This is a genomic window from Halomonas sp. E19, from assembly GCF_052439355.1.
Lineage (GTDB): Bacteria > Pseudomonadota > Gammaproteobacteria > Pseudomonadales > Halomonadaceae > Halomonas.
On sequence record NZ_JBNFWU010000001.1, the window covers coordinates 1,091,582 to 1,106,890 of the forward strand.

Annotated in this window: 14 protein-coding genes; 12 read left to right on the forward strand and 2 right to left on the reverse strand. The window is 57.8% G+C overall.

The annotated features are described in order from the left end of the window. Nucleotides 1–32: 32 nt before the first annotated feature. Nucleotides 33–1,268, reverse strand: a complete 1,236-nt coding sequence (gene fliF, locus ACUDAL_RS05835; protein ID WP_444677455.1) for a flagellar basal-body MS-ring/collar protein FliF — start codon at nucleotides 1,266–1,268, stop codon at nucleotides 33–35. A gap of 249 nt (nucleotides 1,269–1,517) precedes the next feature. Here fliF and fliE point away from each other — a divergent pair, with 249 nt between their 5' ends. Then, a complete protein-coding gene (gene fliE / locus ACUDAL_RS05840; protein ID WP_444677456.1) occupies nucleotides 1,518–1,847 on the forward strand; it encodes a flagellar hook-basal body complex protein FliE in 330 nt (109 codons plus the stop codon). 19 nt (nucleotides 1,848–1,866) lie between these two features. Here fliE and ACUDAL_RS05845 read toward each other — a convergent pair whose 3' ends face one another. Beyond that, nucleotides 1,867–2,235 (reverse strand): flagellar protein FlaG, encoded by a 369-nt coding sequence (locus ACUDAL_RS05845; protein WP_444677457.1) that lies wholly within the window; start codon nucleotides 2,233–2,235, stop codon nucleotides 1,867–1,869. A 289-nt stretch (nucleotides 2,236–2,524) separates the two neighbouring features. Here ACUDAL_RS05845 and ACUDAL_RS05850 point away from each other — a divergent pair, with 289 nt between their 5' ends. The 11 genes from ACUDAL_RS05850 to ACUDAL_RS05900 all read left to right on the forward strand — a co-directional run bounded on the left by ACUDAL_RS05850 (nucleotide 2,525) and on the right by ACUDAL_RS05900 (nucleotide 15,256). After that, a complete protein-coding gene (locus ACUDAL_RS05850; RefSeq protein ID WP_444677458.1) occupies nucleotides 2,525–5,047 on the forward strand; it encodes an EAL domain-containing protein in 2,523 nt (840 codons plus the stop codon). A 187-nt stretch (nucleotides 5,048–5,234) separates the two neighbouring features. Beyond that, nucleotides 5,235–5,738 carry a hypothetical protein gene (locus ACUDAL_RS05855; protein ID WP_444677459.1) on the forward strand — a complete coding sequence of 168 codons (504 nt, stop codon included), beginning with the start codon at nucleotides 5,235–5,237 and terminating at the stop codon, nucleotides 5,736–5,738. 104 nt (nucleotides 5,739–5,842) lie between these two features. Then, nucleotides 5,843–6,208 carry an OmpA/MotB family protein gene (locus ACUDAL_RS05860; RefSeq protein ID WP_444677460.1) on the forward strand — a complete coding sequence of 122 codons (366 nt, stop codon included), beginning with the start codon at nucleotides 5,843–5,845 and terminating at the stop codon, nucleotides 6,206–6,208. Nucleotides 6,209–6,354: 146 nt separating this feature from the next. Beyond that, on the forward strand, nucleotides 6,355–7,296 hold the full coding sequence (gene fliD, locus ACUDAL_RS05865) for a flagellar filament capping protein FliD (RefSeq protein WP_444677461.1): 942 nt from the start codon (nucleotides 6,355–6,357) through the stop codon (nucleotides 7,294–7,296). Then, on the forward strand, nucleotides 7,260–7,727 hold the full coding sequence (gene fliD / locus ACUDAL_RS05870) for a flagellar filament capping protein FliD (protein WP_444677462.1): 468 nt from the start codon (nucleotides 7,260–7,262) through the stop codon (nucleotides 7,725–7,727). The genes fliD (ACUDAL_RS05865) and fliD (ACUDAL_RS05870) overlap by 37 nt, the downstream gene beginning before the upstream one ends. Before the next feature lie 217 nt (nucleotides 7,728–7,944). Beyond that, complete coding sequence (locus ACUDAL_RS05875; RefSeq protein WP_444677463.1) at nucleotides 7,945–8,856, forward strand: flagellin N-terminal helical domain-containing protein; 912 nt, start codon at nucleotides 7,945–7,947, stop codon at nucleotides 8,854–8,856. 142 nt (nucleotides 8,857–8,998) lie between these two features. Further along, the gene (locus ACUDAL_RS05880) at nucleotides 8,999–9,922 is read left to right on the forward strand and encodes a flagellin N-terminal helical domain-containing protein (RefSeq protein ID WP_444677464.1); all 924 of its coding nucleotides are present in this window, start codon (nucleotides 8,999–9,001) and stop codon (nucleotides 9,920–9,922) included. A 566-nt stretch (nucleotides 9,923–10,488) separates the two neighbouring features. Continuing rightward, complete coding sequence (locus ACUDAL_RS05885) at nucleotides 10,489–13,041, forward strand: O-linked N-acetylglucosamine transferase, SPINDLY family protein (RefSeq protein ID WP_444677465.1); 2,553 nt, start codon at nucleotides 10,489–10,491, stop codon at nucleotides 13,039–13,041. A 78-nt stretch (nucleotides 13,042–13,119) separates the two neighbouring features. Then, nucleotides 13,120–14,556, forward strand: a complete 1,437-nt coding sequence (locus tag ACUDAL_RS05890) for a hypothetical protein (protein ID WP_444677466.1) — start codon at nucleotides 13,120–13,122, stop codon at nucleotides 14,554–14,556. Further along, nucleotides 14,544–14,993, forward strand: coding sequence for a hypothetical protein (locus ACUDAL_RS05895; RefSeq protein WP_444677467.1), 450 nt, complete (start codon nucleotides 14,544–14,546; stop codon nucleotides 14,991–14,993). Before ACUDAL_RS05890 ends, ACUDAL_RS05895 begins: the two co-directional genes overlap by 13 nt. Then, nucleotides 14,987–15,256, forward strand: a complete 270-nt coding sequence (locus ACUDAL_RS05900) for an FkbM family methyltransferase (RefSeq protein WP_444677468.1) — start codon at nucleotides 14,987–14,989, stop codon at nucleotides 15,254–15,256. The genes ACUDAL_RS05895 and ACUDAL_RS05900 overlap by 7 nt, the downstream gene beginning before the upstream one ends. The last annotated feature ends 53 nt before the right edge of the window (nucleotides 15,257–15,309 follow it).

A 15,309-nucleotide genomic window follows, 5' to 3' on the forward strand; every position in this document is an offset into this window, starting at 1 on the left:
CAGGCGCTCGATCTGGGCGACTTCCGCGGCGTTCAGGGTACGCGGCGTACCACGCCCTCTGCGTCGCGCTCCTCGCGGTAGTCGACCACCACCGCGGCGGAGAGGCGTACCACCTGGCCCTGGCGGTGCTGGATGTGCTCGATGTTGCGGTCGACCTCGAAGTTGGTGATGCCGTCCTGGCGCAGGCTGCTCAGCGACGCCGGCACCTGCTCGGTCGTCTCGCCTTCCTCGCCCTCTGCTTCGCCGTCCTCGGGGTTGGGGTTGTTGATGGGAGAGGGCGCCACGCCCGGCGGGGTGTTGCTCAGCGCGCCGGGAATGCCCAGCGCGAGGTCATCGCCACCGCTATAGGAAACGCTGGACTGCAGGCTGCGCACCGCCGCCTGGTTGGGCGGCTGGTTGGGGCCGAAGCGCTCGGAGGTCTCTTCGCGGCGGGAGAAGTCGATCTGCGCGGCCACCTGGGCGCGCACGTTCTCGTGACCCAGCAGCGGGGCCAGGATGTTTTCGATGCGGCGCTGGAACGAGCGCTCCACCTCGGCGATGTAGTCGAGCTGGGTGCCGTCCAGGTCGCGCCCGTTGGCTTGCGGCATCGACAGCAGGCGCCCGTTCTGGTCCACCACCGTGACGTTTTCCGCCGCCAGGTCAGGCACGCTGCTGGAAACCATGTGCACGATCGCATTGACCTGGCCGTCGCCCATTACCCTGCCGGGCTCCAGCGTGACGATGATCGACGCCTTGGCCGGCTCGCGGTCGCGCACGAAAACGGAAGAGCGCGCCATGGCCAGGTGCACGCGGGCCCGCGATACCGGCCCGAGCGACTCGATGGAGCGCGACAGTTCGCCCTCCAGTCCGCGCTGGAAGTTGACCTGTTCGGCGAACTGGCTGACCCCGAAGGCCTGGCTGTCCATCAGCTCGAAGCCCACGTTGCCGCCTCGCGGCAGGCCCTGTTCGGCCAGCTGCAGGCGCAGGCTGTGCACCGCGTCGCCCGGCACCATCAGCGTGGTGCCGCCGCCGCTGAAGCGGTAGGGCACGCCGCGGCTGTCGAGCTCGCTGATGATGCGTCCGCCGTCGGCCTCGGTCAGGTTGCTGTAGAGCACACGATATTCCGGCGCACGGCCCCACATCAGCACGGCGGCCACGAGGGCGACCAGGGCGGCGGTGCCGATCAGAACGCCGATCAGCGGATTGCCGCGCAGCTGTGCCTGAAGGCGCGCCACGGGCGATGGGGCCGGCTGGGCTGCGGCGGGCTCCTGGGTGGCGCCGGCGCTCATGCGCACCCCCTGGGGTGAGCACTGCCGGCAGCGTATAACCTGTTGCGAGAAGAGGGCATTGACAGCTTCCGTACACTGCGTTGCGACCGCCCTCTGCGGGGCGTGACTTTGATCGACGCTATTATGCGAGCCCGTGTCGAGGGCAAAGGCAGGAAAAGCCTGTTTTTTAGAGGCCAATTGAGGGCTTGGCGAAGGAAGGGAAGCTGGTAGCCTTGCGCTTATCGCCCAGACTCCCAGGGAGCGTCTTGCATGAGTTCACCCGCCATCCAATCCGCGCTTGCGCAAATGCAGGTCATGGCCGCCCAGGCCGGCGGCCAGGCTGCCAAGGGCCCGCTGGTTGCCACCCAGGTGGGGCAGGGCGGCTTCGCCGGTGAACTGCACGCCTCGATCCAGCGCATCAACCGCCTGCAGCAGGCGTCCAGCGCCAAGGCCATGGCCTTTCAAGCCGGCGACCCCAACGTCGAACTCAACGACGTCATGGTCGACATGCAAAAGGCCAGCGTCGCCTTCCAGATGGGGCTGCAGGTGCGCAACCGCCTGGTCACGGCCTACCGCGACGTGATGAACATGCAGGTTTGAGCCGCGGGGCCAGGGCAGGCTAGACCTTCAGGTCGACCAGCCGCCCGTTCAGCTCTTCCAGCCGCTCGGCAATGGCCAGCACTTCCTCGGCGGGAATCTGGCGCAGCACGTCGCCGGTCTCGCGGTCGATGATCCGCGTGACGACGCGCGAAGGGTCGTCGTTCAGTTCGAACTCCACGCCGTACTGGCGCAGTACCTCGTTGACGCGCTGGATCGGCTCGACCAGGTCGGCCTGGCTGGGCGCCTGGGCATGGCTTTCCGCCTGCGACAGCATGCTGCCGGCGGTGGGCAGCGAGGCCAGCACGCTCTCCTTGCGCTGGCGAGGCGTGAGGTCGTGCAGGGCGGAGCTGGGCAGCGTGCTGGTGGCATCGGTAAGTGGCGAAGTCATAGGGTGTTTTCCTTGTTGAGGCCCATGGCGGCGCAACGGGATCGCAGGCCGAGCGGGCCTGTCCCAAAGTTCCTATCGGCAGCGCAAAGCGTGACTTTAGCACCGTGGCGGCAACCATAAGCCGCGTTGACGGCAGCGCAGCATGATCGGCTATGATGGCGGCGGACGGAAAATAAGAGATTGGCGATCTAATCGGGCGCAGGGTCGCATGGGTCTGTCCGGGCAAGAGCGCCGACGCAGGGTGTCGGCGATGGCAGGGCGTGATGCCCATTGGCGGCAGAGAGGTCCCATGAACCAGGAACTACCCATCGAGCGCATCATGCAGGCCGGGCTGCTGACCTGCGAGCCCGACACCCCGCTGTGCGAGGCGGCCCGGCGCATGGCGCAGCGCCGCTGCAGCTCCATCCTGGTGATGAAAGCCGGCATGGCCCAGGGCATCTGGACCGAGCGCGATGCCCTGGCGATCGATTTCTCCGATCCCGCCGCCTCGACCACGGCCATCGAGCGGGTGATGAGCCGCCCCGTCGCCACTCTGCCAATGGGCACCTCCCTCAACGAAGCGGCGATTCGCTTCAGCGCCGAAGGGCGGCGCCACTTCCTGGTGGTCGATTCTCACGGCGCCCCGGTCGGCATTCTCACGCAAACCGACGTGGCGCTGAACCAGGGGCTAGAACCCTACCTGCGGCTGCGCGAGGTGCAGGCCGCGATGCGCCCCAGGGCGCTGGTGCTGCCCGGCGACAAGCGTCTCTCCGAGGCGGCCCAGACCATGCACCTAGCCGACAGCGACGCCGCGGTGGTGCGCTGCGCCGACGGCACGCTCGGCATCCTTACCGAGCGCGACCTGGTGCGCTTCGTGGCGCGCCACCCCGGCGACATGCCCATCGGCGAGCTGGCCAGCCGCCCGCTGCTGACGGTGCGCGACAACGACAGCCTGATCGCGGCTCGTGACCTGCTGGTACAGCATCGGGTACGCCACCTGGCGGTGGTCAACGAGGCCGGCGAAGTGGTAGGGCTGCTCGGTTTCCGCGACCTGCTGGCCGGGGCCGAGCACCTCTACATGCAGGACCTGCGCGAGGCCCTGCAGCAGCGCGACCAGGCCTTGGCGCAATCGCGCGAGAACCTGCGCCTGGCCGAGCGCGTCATCGACACCTCGCTGGAAGGCATCATCATCACCGACCCGCGCAACCGCATCGAATTCGTCAACCCTGCCTTCACCCACATGACCGGGTACACCGCGGAAGAGGTCATCGGCAAGACGCCGGAAATCCTCTCGTCCGGCCGCCACGACGGCGCCTTCTACCGCGAGATGTGGCAGGCGCTGAAGAGCTGCGGCTACTGGCGCGGCGAGATATGGAACCGGCGCAAGAGCGGCGAGCTCTACCTGGAGCTGCTGACCATCTCGGCCATTACCGACGAGACCGGGCAGGTTTCGCACTACGCGGCGCTGTTCAGCGACATCACCCATATCCGCGAGAACGAAGAGCGCATTCGCAAGCTGGCCTACTACGATCCGCTCACCGGTCTGCCCAACCGCCGCCTGCTGGAAGATCGCCTGGAGCTGGCCATTCGCCACGCCCATCGCAACCAGTCGCGCCTGGCGGTGCTGTTCCTCGACCTCGACCATTTCAAGCAGATCAACGACAGCCTCGGCCATGCCACCGGCGACGAGCTGTTGGTGCTGATCGCGGAGCGGCTGCAGTCCCGGCTGCGCGAAGACGACACCCTGGCGCGCCTGGGCGGCGACGAATTCCTGGTGCTGCTGCCCGATCTCGAAGAGGTCGAGGAGGTGACCCGCATTGCCCGCCGGCTGGTCGACGCCGTGGCCGAGCCCTGCGTGCTGGAAGGGCGCGAATACCATATCGGCTGCAGCGTGGGCATCAGCCTCTACCCCGACGATGCCGTGGCTGCCGAAGTCCTGGTGCGCAACGCCGACATGGCCATGTACCGGGCCAAGCAGGATGGCCGTAACGGCTACCGGCTCTACCGCAACGACATGAACCTGCAGGACGACCGCCAGCGCGCTATGGAAACTGCGCTGCGCCACGCCATCGACACCGGCGAAGGCCTGCATATCGTCTACCAACCGCTGTTCGAGCGCGAAAGCGGCACCTTGTATGGGGCAGAGGCCCTGCTGCGCTGGCAGCACCCGCTGCTGGGCGAAGTCGCCCCCGACAGCGCCATCGCCCTGGCCGAACGCGCCGGGCTCATGCCGCGGCTGGAAGAGCGAATCCTCACCCTAGTGTGCGAGCAGCTCAGCCGCTGGCGTGTCGCCGGCGTCGACCCGGTGCCGGTCAGCATCAACCTGACGGCCCGTCAGCTCTACAACAGCGCGCTTCCCCAGCGCATCGAAGACGCCCTGAAGGCCCACGGGCTGCCGCCCGGGCTGCTCGGCTTCGAACTTTCGGAAAAGGCGCTGATGGAGAAGCCGCGACAGGCCACCGAAACCCTCAAGCGGCTGCGCCAGCTGGGCGGGCCCATCACCATCGACGACTTCGGCAGCGCCCACGCCGCGCTGAGCTACCTGCAGGAGCTGCCCGTCACCGCGCTCAAGATCGACCGGCGCTTCGTGCAGCGGCTCGAAGGCGGCCAGCGCGGCGCCGCAGCGGTGGTGGCGGCGGTGGCCGGCCTGGCCCATGAACTGGAGCTGAAAGTAGTGGCCATCAGCGTGGAAACCGAGGTGCAGCACCGCGCCCTGGAGCGCCACGGCATCGACCTGGTGCAGGGCTTCCTGACCGGCCGGCCCGTCGCGGCGGAGCAGTTCGCCGGCGCCTACCTGGCGCAGCGCGACCAGCAGGCCCCGCACCCGGCGTGAAGCCGCCACAACCGGGCGCTTTTCCCCGTTTCGGCGCCCGGCAGGGGCGGTTGAGGCTTGGCCCACCTTTCCATTACGGCGGCGCCTGAATGACCACCAACGGCTCCCGGGGCGGCGGCTACCACCGCGGCCCCATGCGCCATGAAAGCCTGGACGCCCCCACCACGGCGATGAACACGAGGGCTGGATGATCGGCTACCTCGACATCATGACGCTAATGGTGGCCCTGCTGGTGCTCATCTTCACGCTCTCCCAGCTTGGGCGCGCCGCCGAGGCGCCCGTGCCCGCGCCGCTCGGGCCGCTGCTGGGCGTGCCGGCACCCAGCGCGCTGCTGCTGGCCCGGCCTGCCGTGCCGCCACCCGCCCCGGCCGGGCTTAGCCCCAGGGCCATATCCGCCGCGCTGGGGGTGGCTGGGCTGCCGCGCCGCACGGCCTTGCCGCTGGGCACGCCGCCCACTGCCTTCACGCCTCCCGGCCCTTTGCAGCTGCTGGCGCAGCGCACGCCGCCGCCGCTGCTGGCACAGGCGCTGCCGGCTTCCATGCCGATCCAGGCCGCCTTGCCGCCCCAGCTCGAATCACAGCCTCAACCGCTGCCCCAGCCGCTGATCGACCGCGACGCCGCGCTGCCCGAACCCCAGGCGCCGTTCATGCTGATCCTCACCGACCACCCCCGGCGCGGGTACGCGAGCTAGAGCCCGGCGCCATTCAGGCCGCCGAAGCGCTGCACCACGCGCTGGGCGAACGCCTGGCCGAAGCGCCCTACCTGCCGGACCTGGAAGGGGTGGAGGTATCGCGGGTGGCCGAAGGCATCAAGCTGCGGGTGGAAGACCGGCTGCTGTTCCCCACTGCCGCGGCCGAACTGACCGACGCCGGCGAAACGCTGATCCAGCGGCTGGTGGCGGTGATCCAGCGCCACGACGGCGAAGTGGCGGTGGAAGGCCACACCGACAGCCGCCCCATCCAGACCGCCGAGTTCCCCTCCAACTGGGTGCTCTCCAGCGCCCGCGCCATCGCCATCGTGCACGCGCTGGAGCGGGCCGGGGTGGAGCCGCAGCGCCTGCGTGCCGTGGGCCTGGCCGATACCCGCCCGCTGGCCGGCAACGACAGCGCGGAAGGGCGTGCGCAGAACCGCCGGGTCGAGGTGATCATTCATGCGCGCTGAGTTTCCACTCTGAGTGAGTCTCGTAGCGTGGCTAACCGCAGGAGGTGGCCTGCTGAGAGAAAATTGTCTAAAGCCCTAAAGTTCTCTGCGCCGCAGCCGATAGACGTAATAATCTTTAGTCTTTGCCACCCAGGGAAGCGAACAATATGGCATCCATCTCCTCACTCGGCGTTGGCTCAGGCCTGGATCTCAGCGGGCTGCTGGATCAGCTTCGTTCCGCCGAACGCCAGAAGCTCCAGCCGATTGCCCAGCAAAAAACCCAGGAGCAGGCGAAGATATCGGCCTATGGGCGACTGCGCTCTGGGCTCAGTGAGCTGCAAGATGCCGTGAAAAAGCTCAATGGCAGCTCGCTGTACGAGGGCCTGAAGGCCAGCGTGCAGGGTGGAGAAGGCATGACCGCAACCGCCAGCGCGCAAGCCAGCCCTGGCAACTATAAGGTCGTCATCAACAATACGGCGCAGACCGGCAGCTTGGCCAGTACCGGAGTCACCGGTCGTGACAAGACGGTAATCGCTGCCGATGCCACCGATGCAAAGCTTACGCTGACCTTCGGTGGCGGCACCAAGGAGATTGCACTGGCGCAAGGTGCGACTCTTGAAGGGATTCGTGATGCCGTCAATGCCGATGCCGAAGCGGGTGTAAACGCCTCGATCATCTTTGATGGCTCGGAACATCGTCTGGTGCTCTCTTCGCGTGAAACCGGCGTAGATGCCGGCATTACCAAGATGGAGTTCTCGGGTCTGGCTGCTGATGTGACGCTAGATGAGGATCAGGGCACCCTGCAGAAAGGTCTGGATGCCAGCCTCACCATCAATGGCATTGGTATCACCAGTTCCACCAATACAGTAAAAGATGCAATTCAGGGCGTTACGCTGAACTTGGGGCCGGGGCTGCAGAATGAGACCCGTAGCCTTATTGTAGAGAAAGATGAAGAGTCTATTCGCGAGGCCGTCAAGGGTTTTGTCGATACCTTTAACAAGCTCAAATCTACGCTTGGGCGCATGACCCAGGGGTGGGGGAAGCTGCCGGGGAGTTGGTGGGGGATCGTACTGTGCGCACCATCGAAACAAGCCTCAGTCGCAACTTGAGCGACAGGGTCTTGGGCGGCAAACTGTCGCTGATGTCGCAGGTGGGAATCTCGTTGAAGGCAGACGGACGGTTGGAGCTGGATACAACTAAGTTGAACGACGTTATAGCTGAGAACCCACAGGCGCTGGCAGATTTCTTTGCCGGAGCCGATGAGCAGGCAGGCATGGCAGGCCGGCTAGGAGCCACTCTGGACCGGGCACTCAATAGCAATGACGGCATGATCCAAAGCGCAGTAAAAGGATCTGAGGCCCGGATGGAGAGCCTGGAAACGCGCTTTAAGCGTATGGAGACCAGCATCGAACGCACCATGGAGCGTTATCGCAAACAGTTTGGGCAGCTCGATAGTATGATTGCACAGATGAGCTCCGTGGGCTCCTACCTGACCCAACAACTGGACATGCTCAACGCTCAAATGAGCCGCCGAAAATAATGGCTGTGCCTGCGAACAAAAAAGCAAACACCCCCGGTAGCGATACCGGGGGTGTTTCGCATGGGGCAGCGAAGGAAATTTTTGTAGCTGGGAACCTAAAGTCTTTTGCAGGACGGCCGTTATAGAGAGTAACGGCCAACGGCGCCGTTGCGGCTTGCCCCGCCGGTGCATGGCTTGGGGAAGCCAATGGAGCCCTCAACGAAGAAGGAATGATCTCATGTCAGTGATCAATACCAATATTACCGCCCTGATCGGGCAGAATAACCTCAAAGGCGCCCAATCAGCCCTGCAACAGGCGCAGGAACGCCTCTCCTCTGGCCTGCGCATCAACGGCGCCAAGGACGACGCTGCCGGCCAGGCCATCGCCAACCGTATGACCAGCACCGTCACCGGTCTGAACCAGGCGGCACGCAACGCCAATGACGGGATTTCCCTGGCCCAGACCGCGGAAGGCGCCCTGGACCAGATCAATGACAACCTGCAGCGCATCCGTGAGCTGACCGTTCAGGCCCAGAACGATACCAACACTGCTCAAGACATCGACTCCATCCAAGAGGAAGTCAACCAGCGTCTGGAAGAAATTGATCGAGTCACTTCCCAAACCCAATTCAACGGACGCAATCTATTCTCTGCTACAGCATCCTCTACCTTTAACATCCAGGTAGGTTCCAAGGATGGCGAAACAATTAGTATTAACATCAAGCAGTCTACAGGGGCGGGTGCCGCTACCTCAGCTGCTGGTTGGAATATGTATACCAGTGGTGGTACTGCAGGAACTCAAGGAAATCTGGCAGCAGGCGATACACGTGGTGTGTCTACCTTTGGATTCGATGTGCTTCAGCGCAGTGGAGGTACTAGCACAGCGTTGGCTATACTTGATACACGCTTGGCCGCCGTTGACCAAGCGCGTAGCAACTTGGGCGCCATGCAGAACCGTTTTGAAACTGCCCTAGACAATATCGAGACCACCTCAACTAATCTGCAAGCGGCTCGCTCGCGCATCCAAGATGCCGACTACGCAGTCGAGGTCTCTAATATGACTCGGGCCCAGATTCTCGAACAGGCGGGAACTTCCATCCTGGCCCAAGCCAACCAGAGCCCGCAGAGTGTGCTCTCGCTGCTGGGTTAAACGGATGAGGCGGTCTATTAAGTCAATGGACCGCCATGATTAACGCAAGCGCCGCATTTTTCGAGCTATAGTCCTAAAGTATCGCGGCGGCCTTCCGTTAATAAAGTAAGCAACTGGGTACCCAGAATTTTGGAGGTTGAATATGTCAGTCATTAACACCAACATTACAGCCCTGATCGGGCAGAATAACCTTAAAGGCGCTCAGTCAGCCCTGCAGCAAGCGCAGGAACGCCTCTCCTCCGGCCTGCGCATCAACGGTGCCAAGGACGACGCTGCCGGCCAGGCCATCGCCAATCGCATGACCAGCACTGTCACCGGCCTGAATCAGGCGGCACGCAATGCCAACGATGGTATTTCCCTGGCTCAGACCGCGGAAGGCGCCCTGGACCAGATCAACGACAACCTGCAGCGTATCCGTGAGCTGACCGTTCAGGCCCAGAACGATACCAATACCGCTCAGGATATCGACTCCATTCAAGAGGAAGTTAACGAGCGGCTGGCAGAAATTGATCGGGTAACAAGCCAAACTCAGTTCAATGGACGCAATCTCTTTGCAGCAACTACTGCTACTAACTTTAGCATTCAGGTCGGCTCAAAAGATAATCAGACTATTGATATAAAAATTAGTGCTGCTGCAGCTAATGGAAGTTTATCAACGGGTGGCGGCTGGAATATGCATGCTACCGGAGCTGGTACGAATGGCTTTGTGGCTGCGGGTACGGGGACAGGTCAGCTTGGCAATGTTGGTGGCGTTGCTCGTCAAAAGGATGCCCTTGGCTTTGATGTACTGCAAACCAGCGCACTAGCCGCGTTGGATGACCGATTGGCTGCTGTCGACCAAGCCCGCAGCAACCTGGGTGCAATGCAGAACCGCTTCGAGACCGCGCTGGATAACATTGAGACTACCTCGACCAACCTGCAGGCGGCCCGCTCGCGTATACAAGATGCTGATTACGCAGTAGAAGTTTCCAATATGACACGAGCCCAGATTCTCGAACAGGCGGGAACTTCCATTCTAGCCCAGGCAAACCAGAGCCCGCAGAGCGTGCTTTCACTGCTGGGCTAAGCGCCGCCTAGGTTCCAAAGACTAGATAACCCGGGCTTATGCCCGGGTTTTTTCGTCTTTGCTCTTTCCAAGAGTTGCTAGATTGGTCCCAATCGCGCATCCCTGCTCAACTGTATCTATGAGGGTCCCATGGCCACGAAGAAAGCGCGCCAGAAGAAGCCGGCGCACAAGAAATCAATGAAGCACAGCGGCCCGTCATCCCAGCGGACACAGTGCCATGCGGACCTGGGAGTGCCACGTGACGAGGTCAAGCGTTTTATGGGTCTTTATGATGCCAGGCGCTTGAGAGAGGCCAAAGAAGCCGCACAGGAGCTGACCCAGCGTTATCCGCAGAGTGCCTTTGCCTGGAAAGCGCTCGGCACCACCCTTCTCGAAGATAGTCGGGTCGACGAGGCACTGGAACATTTGCATCGTTCGGTTGAGCTCAACGGTACAGATCCCTCTCTCTCACCAGCCTGGCAGCGGTCTACTATCAGCAGGGCGACAACGACCAGGCGGTGCGTTATCAAACCCGCGCTGTGGAGCTTCAGCCTGACTATGCGCCGGCTCAGTATAGGTTGGCCGAAATGCTTCAATCTGCCGGTCAGCATTGTCAAGCGCTGGAGCATGCCAAAAAGGCGCTGGATCTTGGGTACGATGACTTTCGCTCTCGCGTACTGTTAGGAGCATTGCTATATCAAACAAAGTACTTTAGCGAAGCGCTGGAGATCTACCTTAATTTGGAGCAGGAATATCCAGAAAGTGCACCTGTTCATAACAATTTAGGAAATCTCTACAAAGACATAGGCCGGTATGAGCTGTCAGAATTTTACTATCAAAAAGCTCTGAATGAAGAGCCTGACTATGTCATGGCCTACTCCAACATATTCTTCGCCAAGCACTACAACCCCGAAGTGACTCAGCAAGAGATTATTGACTTTGCCAAGGGCTGGGATAAGCGCTTTGCTAAGCCTGCCCTGCCAGCGCCAGTTAACCGCCGCGACCCGGCCAAGCCGTTGCGTGTTGGCTTGATTTCTTCCGGGTTTCGCATTCACCCTGTGGGCCAGATGATCGCCACGGCTCTAGAGCATAGCCGGCACGATATTCACTATTACGTCTATTCCACCAATGATCATGACGATTATGTCACTCGCAAGATTCGTGAGGCCACCAGAGTGTGGCGTCCTGTGCGTCACCTGAGCCAGGAAGCTCTAGCGCACCAGATTCGTGATGACAACATAGATATATTGATCGACCTATCAGGCCATGGGGACGGCAGTTGCTTACAGGCAATCTCAATGCGACCGGCACCCATCTGCATCAAGTGGGTAGGCGGCCTGGTCAACACCATGGGTGTTGACAGCATTGACTACCTATTTTCGGACTCAATAGAAACACCTGAGGGGGTGGATGATCAGTACACAGAAAAATTGATCCGCCTACCTGACGACTATATTTGCTACATGCCATGCCCTTACGCGCCAAGTACTACCGCACTTCCAGCAGTCAAGAATGGATATATCACTCTGGGCTGCTTGAACAATCCGGCAAAAATCGGTGAAAAACTATTGGCCGAGTGGGCCAAACTGATGCATGAGCTGCCGGAAAGCCGTTTGCTACTGCGCGGTGCACAGTATGAAAGTGGTGACTTTTGCCAGTGGATTCACGACATCTTGGCCCAGCAGGGTATTGAAGAGTATAGAGTCATCCTAGAAGGCCCCACCAAGCACGCTGAGTTTTTGGAAACATACCAACGCATCGATATTGCTCTGGACAGCTGGCCATACTCCGGTGGCTTGACCACCTGTGAGGCCATGCTGATGGGCGTTCCTGTCGTTACGCTTCCTGGGCCAACATTTGCCGGCCGCCACAGTGCCACACACTTAATTAATGTCGGGCTGCCAGAGCTAGTAACCAGCAGCTGGGACGAATACCGCCAGCGTGTTCTCGAGCTCGCAAACGATCTGCCCAACCTGGCGGTAATCCGTGCCGGGCTTCGCACCATCCTGTACTACTCCCCGGTGTGTGACGCCCCACGCTTCGCGAACCACTTCAACAACGCCCTCCGCGCCATCTGGGTGCGCTACTGCGAAGGCAAGGCACCGGAAGCGCTTACCTTCAATAAGGAAGGTGAGTTTTGGTTTGAAGATGACAAACAAATAATCAAGCTTCCTGAAGCTCGAAGCACGGATGAAGCCGAGAGCGAGGCCTTCGAATGGCAGTTTGATGGACCCATCACCATCATTGATAACGCTGCCGTACTGCCCAGAGACCCGGACTATTCGAAGTGGATGGCCAGCGGGAGCCTGGCCGTCATCTGCTTCGATCCAGCAAGCCTGACCAACAAGCGAGTAGAAGAACTTCAGCAGTTTGGCGAACTACACCACTACCCGCATGCCTTGCTCGGTGACGGCCAACCGGCGACCCTCTACGCCACGCTGGATGCCGAAAAAGGCAGCACGCTCAAGCCGCTGCCCGAAGAGCAGCAGCCCGAGTATATGCGTGACAAGCTCAAGGTGCTGGCAGAATTGCCCATCAACACCGTGCGGCTAGACGATATCGAAGGGCTGCCCAGCGTGGATATGCTGGTGCTGGATGACCTGCACGATGCAATGAAAGTGCTGGAGCACGGTCATGAAACGCTGAAGAACACGCTATTGATACAGGCGAAGGTCGCGTTTCAGTCGACGCATGAGCGGCAGCCGAACCTGGCGGAGTTGCAGCACTGGGCAAGTAGGAATGGGTTCCGTTTCTACCGCCTGAATAATGAACAATATCGTAGCCATCTGTCCGAAAGTATCCCTGAAGAGAATCAGCTGGGCACTGAGCTAGTTTATGCTGACGCCGTATTTATCCGTACTTTTGAGCGAGTAGCAGTATTGAGTGACGAGCAGAAGATTAAGATGGCGTTTTTGCTGCATATTGTGTATGGGATTAAGGATATGGCATATAAAATATTGACGGAGGTGGCTGAAAATATATCAAAAGGATACTTAGTTGCGGAGGGATATGTTGAGGCACCCGGCGTTGGGCTAATAAAAGATGTGGCGACGCTTATAAAAGCGCCGAATGTACATGAGTATACGAAATCTTACATTACCGTAGATATTTCTGGGCCTAGGGATTTTCTTATAAATTGAAAATAATTTGTAAGCTGTATTTTTTTAATTGAGCATCTGGTATAAACAATTTATTTGAAAAAATTGAGTTTCTTTAACATGAAAGCGAAAATTGACAAGCATAAGTTAATTGAGTTGGCAAGAGAATGGGAAGCAATATGGGAGGCTAGGCCGTTTGATAATTCTAACGGGCTTGCGTGTCAAGGGGCCTTTGCGTTATATTATTTTTTGAAAGAAATGAATCCAGCACCAGAACTGGTTGTTGAATGCGGTACTTGGCGTGGTTTTTCTACGTGGGTTATTCAAAAGGCAGTGCCAAATGCCAAAATTGTCTGTAGTGACCCTATACTTGCAAGTAGGCAGTTTTTAAATCAATCAGTATTTACCCCTGAGTATAGGACAAGAGAGGCAGAGTATACTTGGCAAGACTTTTCTAATATTGATATTCATATTCCTGAAGGAAAGAGGGATAGGGCTGTTGTTTTCTTTGATGATCATCAAAATAAACTTCCTCGCCTAAAGCAAGCAATAGAAAAAGGGTTTAAACATATCATTTATGATGATAATGTGCCTTATAAATATACACATACCAGTTTTGAGTATTTGTTTAATGTGGAGAAAGATGCAAGAGCTAAAAAGTATTTTTCTCGTTATGAAATTTTTCCACCGATTTATTCAGCTAAGCATAAAAGTGGAGTTAACCTTGAAGGTGTTTTGGAAAAAGATGGTTTTTATTCTAATTGTTTCTTTGAAGGAAAGGAGGCGTATAGTTGGGTAACAAAAGTCGAAGTTACTGATATTTGGCCGAAATTGGAGACACGCCTGCATTTTGATTCAGAAAACAGGGTGAGAAAAACCCTTGACCAGAAGCATCCGCGCACCAAGTTTTCCAGTATTCAGGATGTGATGGCTTATTTGGAGAATGTGCCTCTTAAGAAAAAATTAGCGAATCATACGCTTCCTGGCGAGTTGGTTGTTTCGTTAACATCCTATAAGGCGCGCTTTGATAATTTGCACCTCACATTGCGTAGCCTGCTGCTGCAAGAAATGTGGCCGGATCATATTATTCTTTGGATAGCCGAAGAAGAAAAAGGCGCATTGCCGCCATCTGTCTTGGAGCTGAAAAAATACGGCCTGAGTATTCGTTTTTGTGAAGATATTCGTTCATACAAGAAGATTGTACCGACGCTGCGCGAGCATCCGGACAGCTTTATTGTTACCGCCGACGATGATATCTACTATGAGCCTAACTGGCTCAAAGGGTTAATAGAGAGCTGGGATAGTGAGTATAAGTCAGTCATGGCGCATAGAGCCCACAAGATACGCTTGGATGAAAAAGGTCATCCGCTGCCTTATAAGCAATGGAAATGGCAAGTGGGGCCAGAGGAGCCTGCTGATGGGCTGATTGTTCCAACAGGATGTGCTGGTGTACTATATCCCCTGGGGTTTTTCATAAAGACGTGGTTGACGAAAGTCAGTTTATGCAGCTATGCTCAAGCGCTGATGATATTTGGCTGTATTGGATGGCTTTACTAAATGGTGCAAAAGCTAAGCGATCTACATATGACTTTATTTTAACTGAGTGGCCTAGTAATAATTCATTGCCACTTTGGTATACGAATATAAATGGTGGGGCTAACGACCAGCAGTTTTCAGAGATGCTGAAGCATTTTGGAAAAGAATGGTCTAATATGACGTCTTTGCAGAAAGAGGCATGTCATTTCGAATATTCGCATAGGAAAGTAAGTTTAATTCTGCCAAATAAAAACGATCATATTCAAAATATAATAAAATATAATAAAACTTTCTATGAAGTGGGTATGCTGGAAGATGCACGTAGTAGAGTTCCAGCAAATGGAGTGGTCCTTGATATAGGAGCAAATATTGGGAATCATTCCATTTATTTCGGACTTTTTAGTGATGCTTCAAAGGTTTTTCTTTCGAGCCTCATCACGAAACTTTTCAAGTGTTAAAGTCTAATGTGGATGCTAATAATTTAAGCGAAAAAATTATCTGTAATAATTGTGGTGTGGGGAATAAAGCGGGAAAAGCTAGGATTTCTTACTATAACGAAGACAATATTGGTATGACTACAATTGATGTGTCCCCAGAAGGCACTATCAATGTCATAACTGTTGATGACTTCTTAAACACTAAAAATAGTGGTGTTGATTTGATTAAGATAGACGTAGAAGGTATGGAAATGGAGGTTCTGGAGGAGCCGCTGCTTCTATAAATCGCTTTCATCCTATTATCTACGTAGAGGCGGCCACCCTGGATAGCTTTAAA

Coding starts and splice junctions, on each gene's coding strand:
- fliF (WP_444677455.1), bottom strand. CDS start 1,268: ATGAGCGCCGGCGCCACCCAGGAGCCCGCCGCAGCCCAGCCGGCCCCA.
- fliE (WP_444677456.1), top strand. CDS start 1,518: ATGAGTTCACCCGCCATCCAATCCGCGCTTGCGCAAATGCAGGTCATG.
- ACUDAL_RS05845 (WP_444677457.1), bottom strand. CDS start 2,235: ATGACTTCGCCACTTACCGATGCCACCAGCACGCTGCCCAGCTCCGCC.
- ACUDAL_RS05850 (WP_444677458.1), top strand. CDS start 2,525: ATGAACCAGGAACTACCCATCGAGCGCATCATGCAGGCCGGGCTGCTG.
- ACUDAL_RS05855 (WP_444677459.1), top strand. CDS start 5,235: ATGATCGGCTACCTCGACATCATGACGCTAATGGTGGCCCTGCTGGTG.
- fliD (WP_444677461.1), top strand. CDS start 6,355: ATGGCATCCATCTCCTCACTCGGCGTTGGCTCAGGCCTGGATCTCAGC.
- ACUDAL_RS05875 (WP_444677463.1), top strand. CDS start 7,945: ATGTCAGTGATCAATACCAATATTACCGCCCTGATCGGGCAGAATAAC.
- ACUDAL_RS05880 (WP_444677464.1), top strand. CDS start 8,999: ATGTCAGTCATTAACACCAACATTACAGCCCTGATCGGGCAGAATAAC.
- ACUDAL_RS05885 (WP_444677465.1), top strand. CDS start 10,489: ATGCTTCAATCTGCCGGTCAGCATTGTCAAGCGCTGGAGCATGCCAAA.
- ACUDAL_RS05890 (WP_444677466.1), top strand. CDS start 13,120: ATGAAAGCGAAAATTGACAAGCATAAGTTAATTGAGTTGGCAAGAGAA.
- ACUDAL_RS05895 (WP_444677467.1), top strand. CDS start 14,544: ATGGCTTTACTAAATGGTGCAAAAGCTAAGCGATCTACATATGACTTT.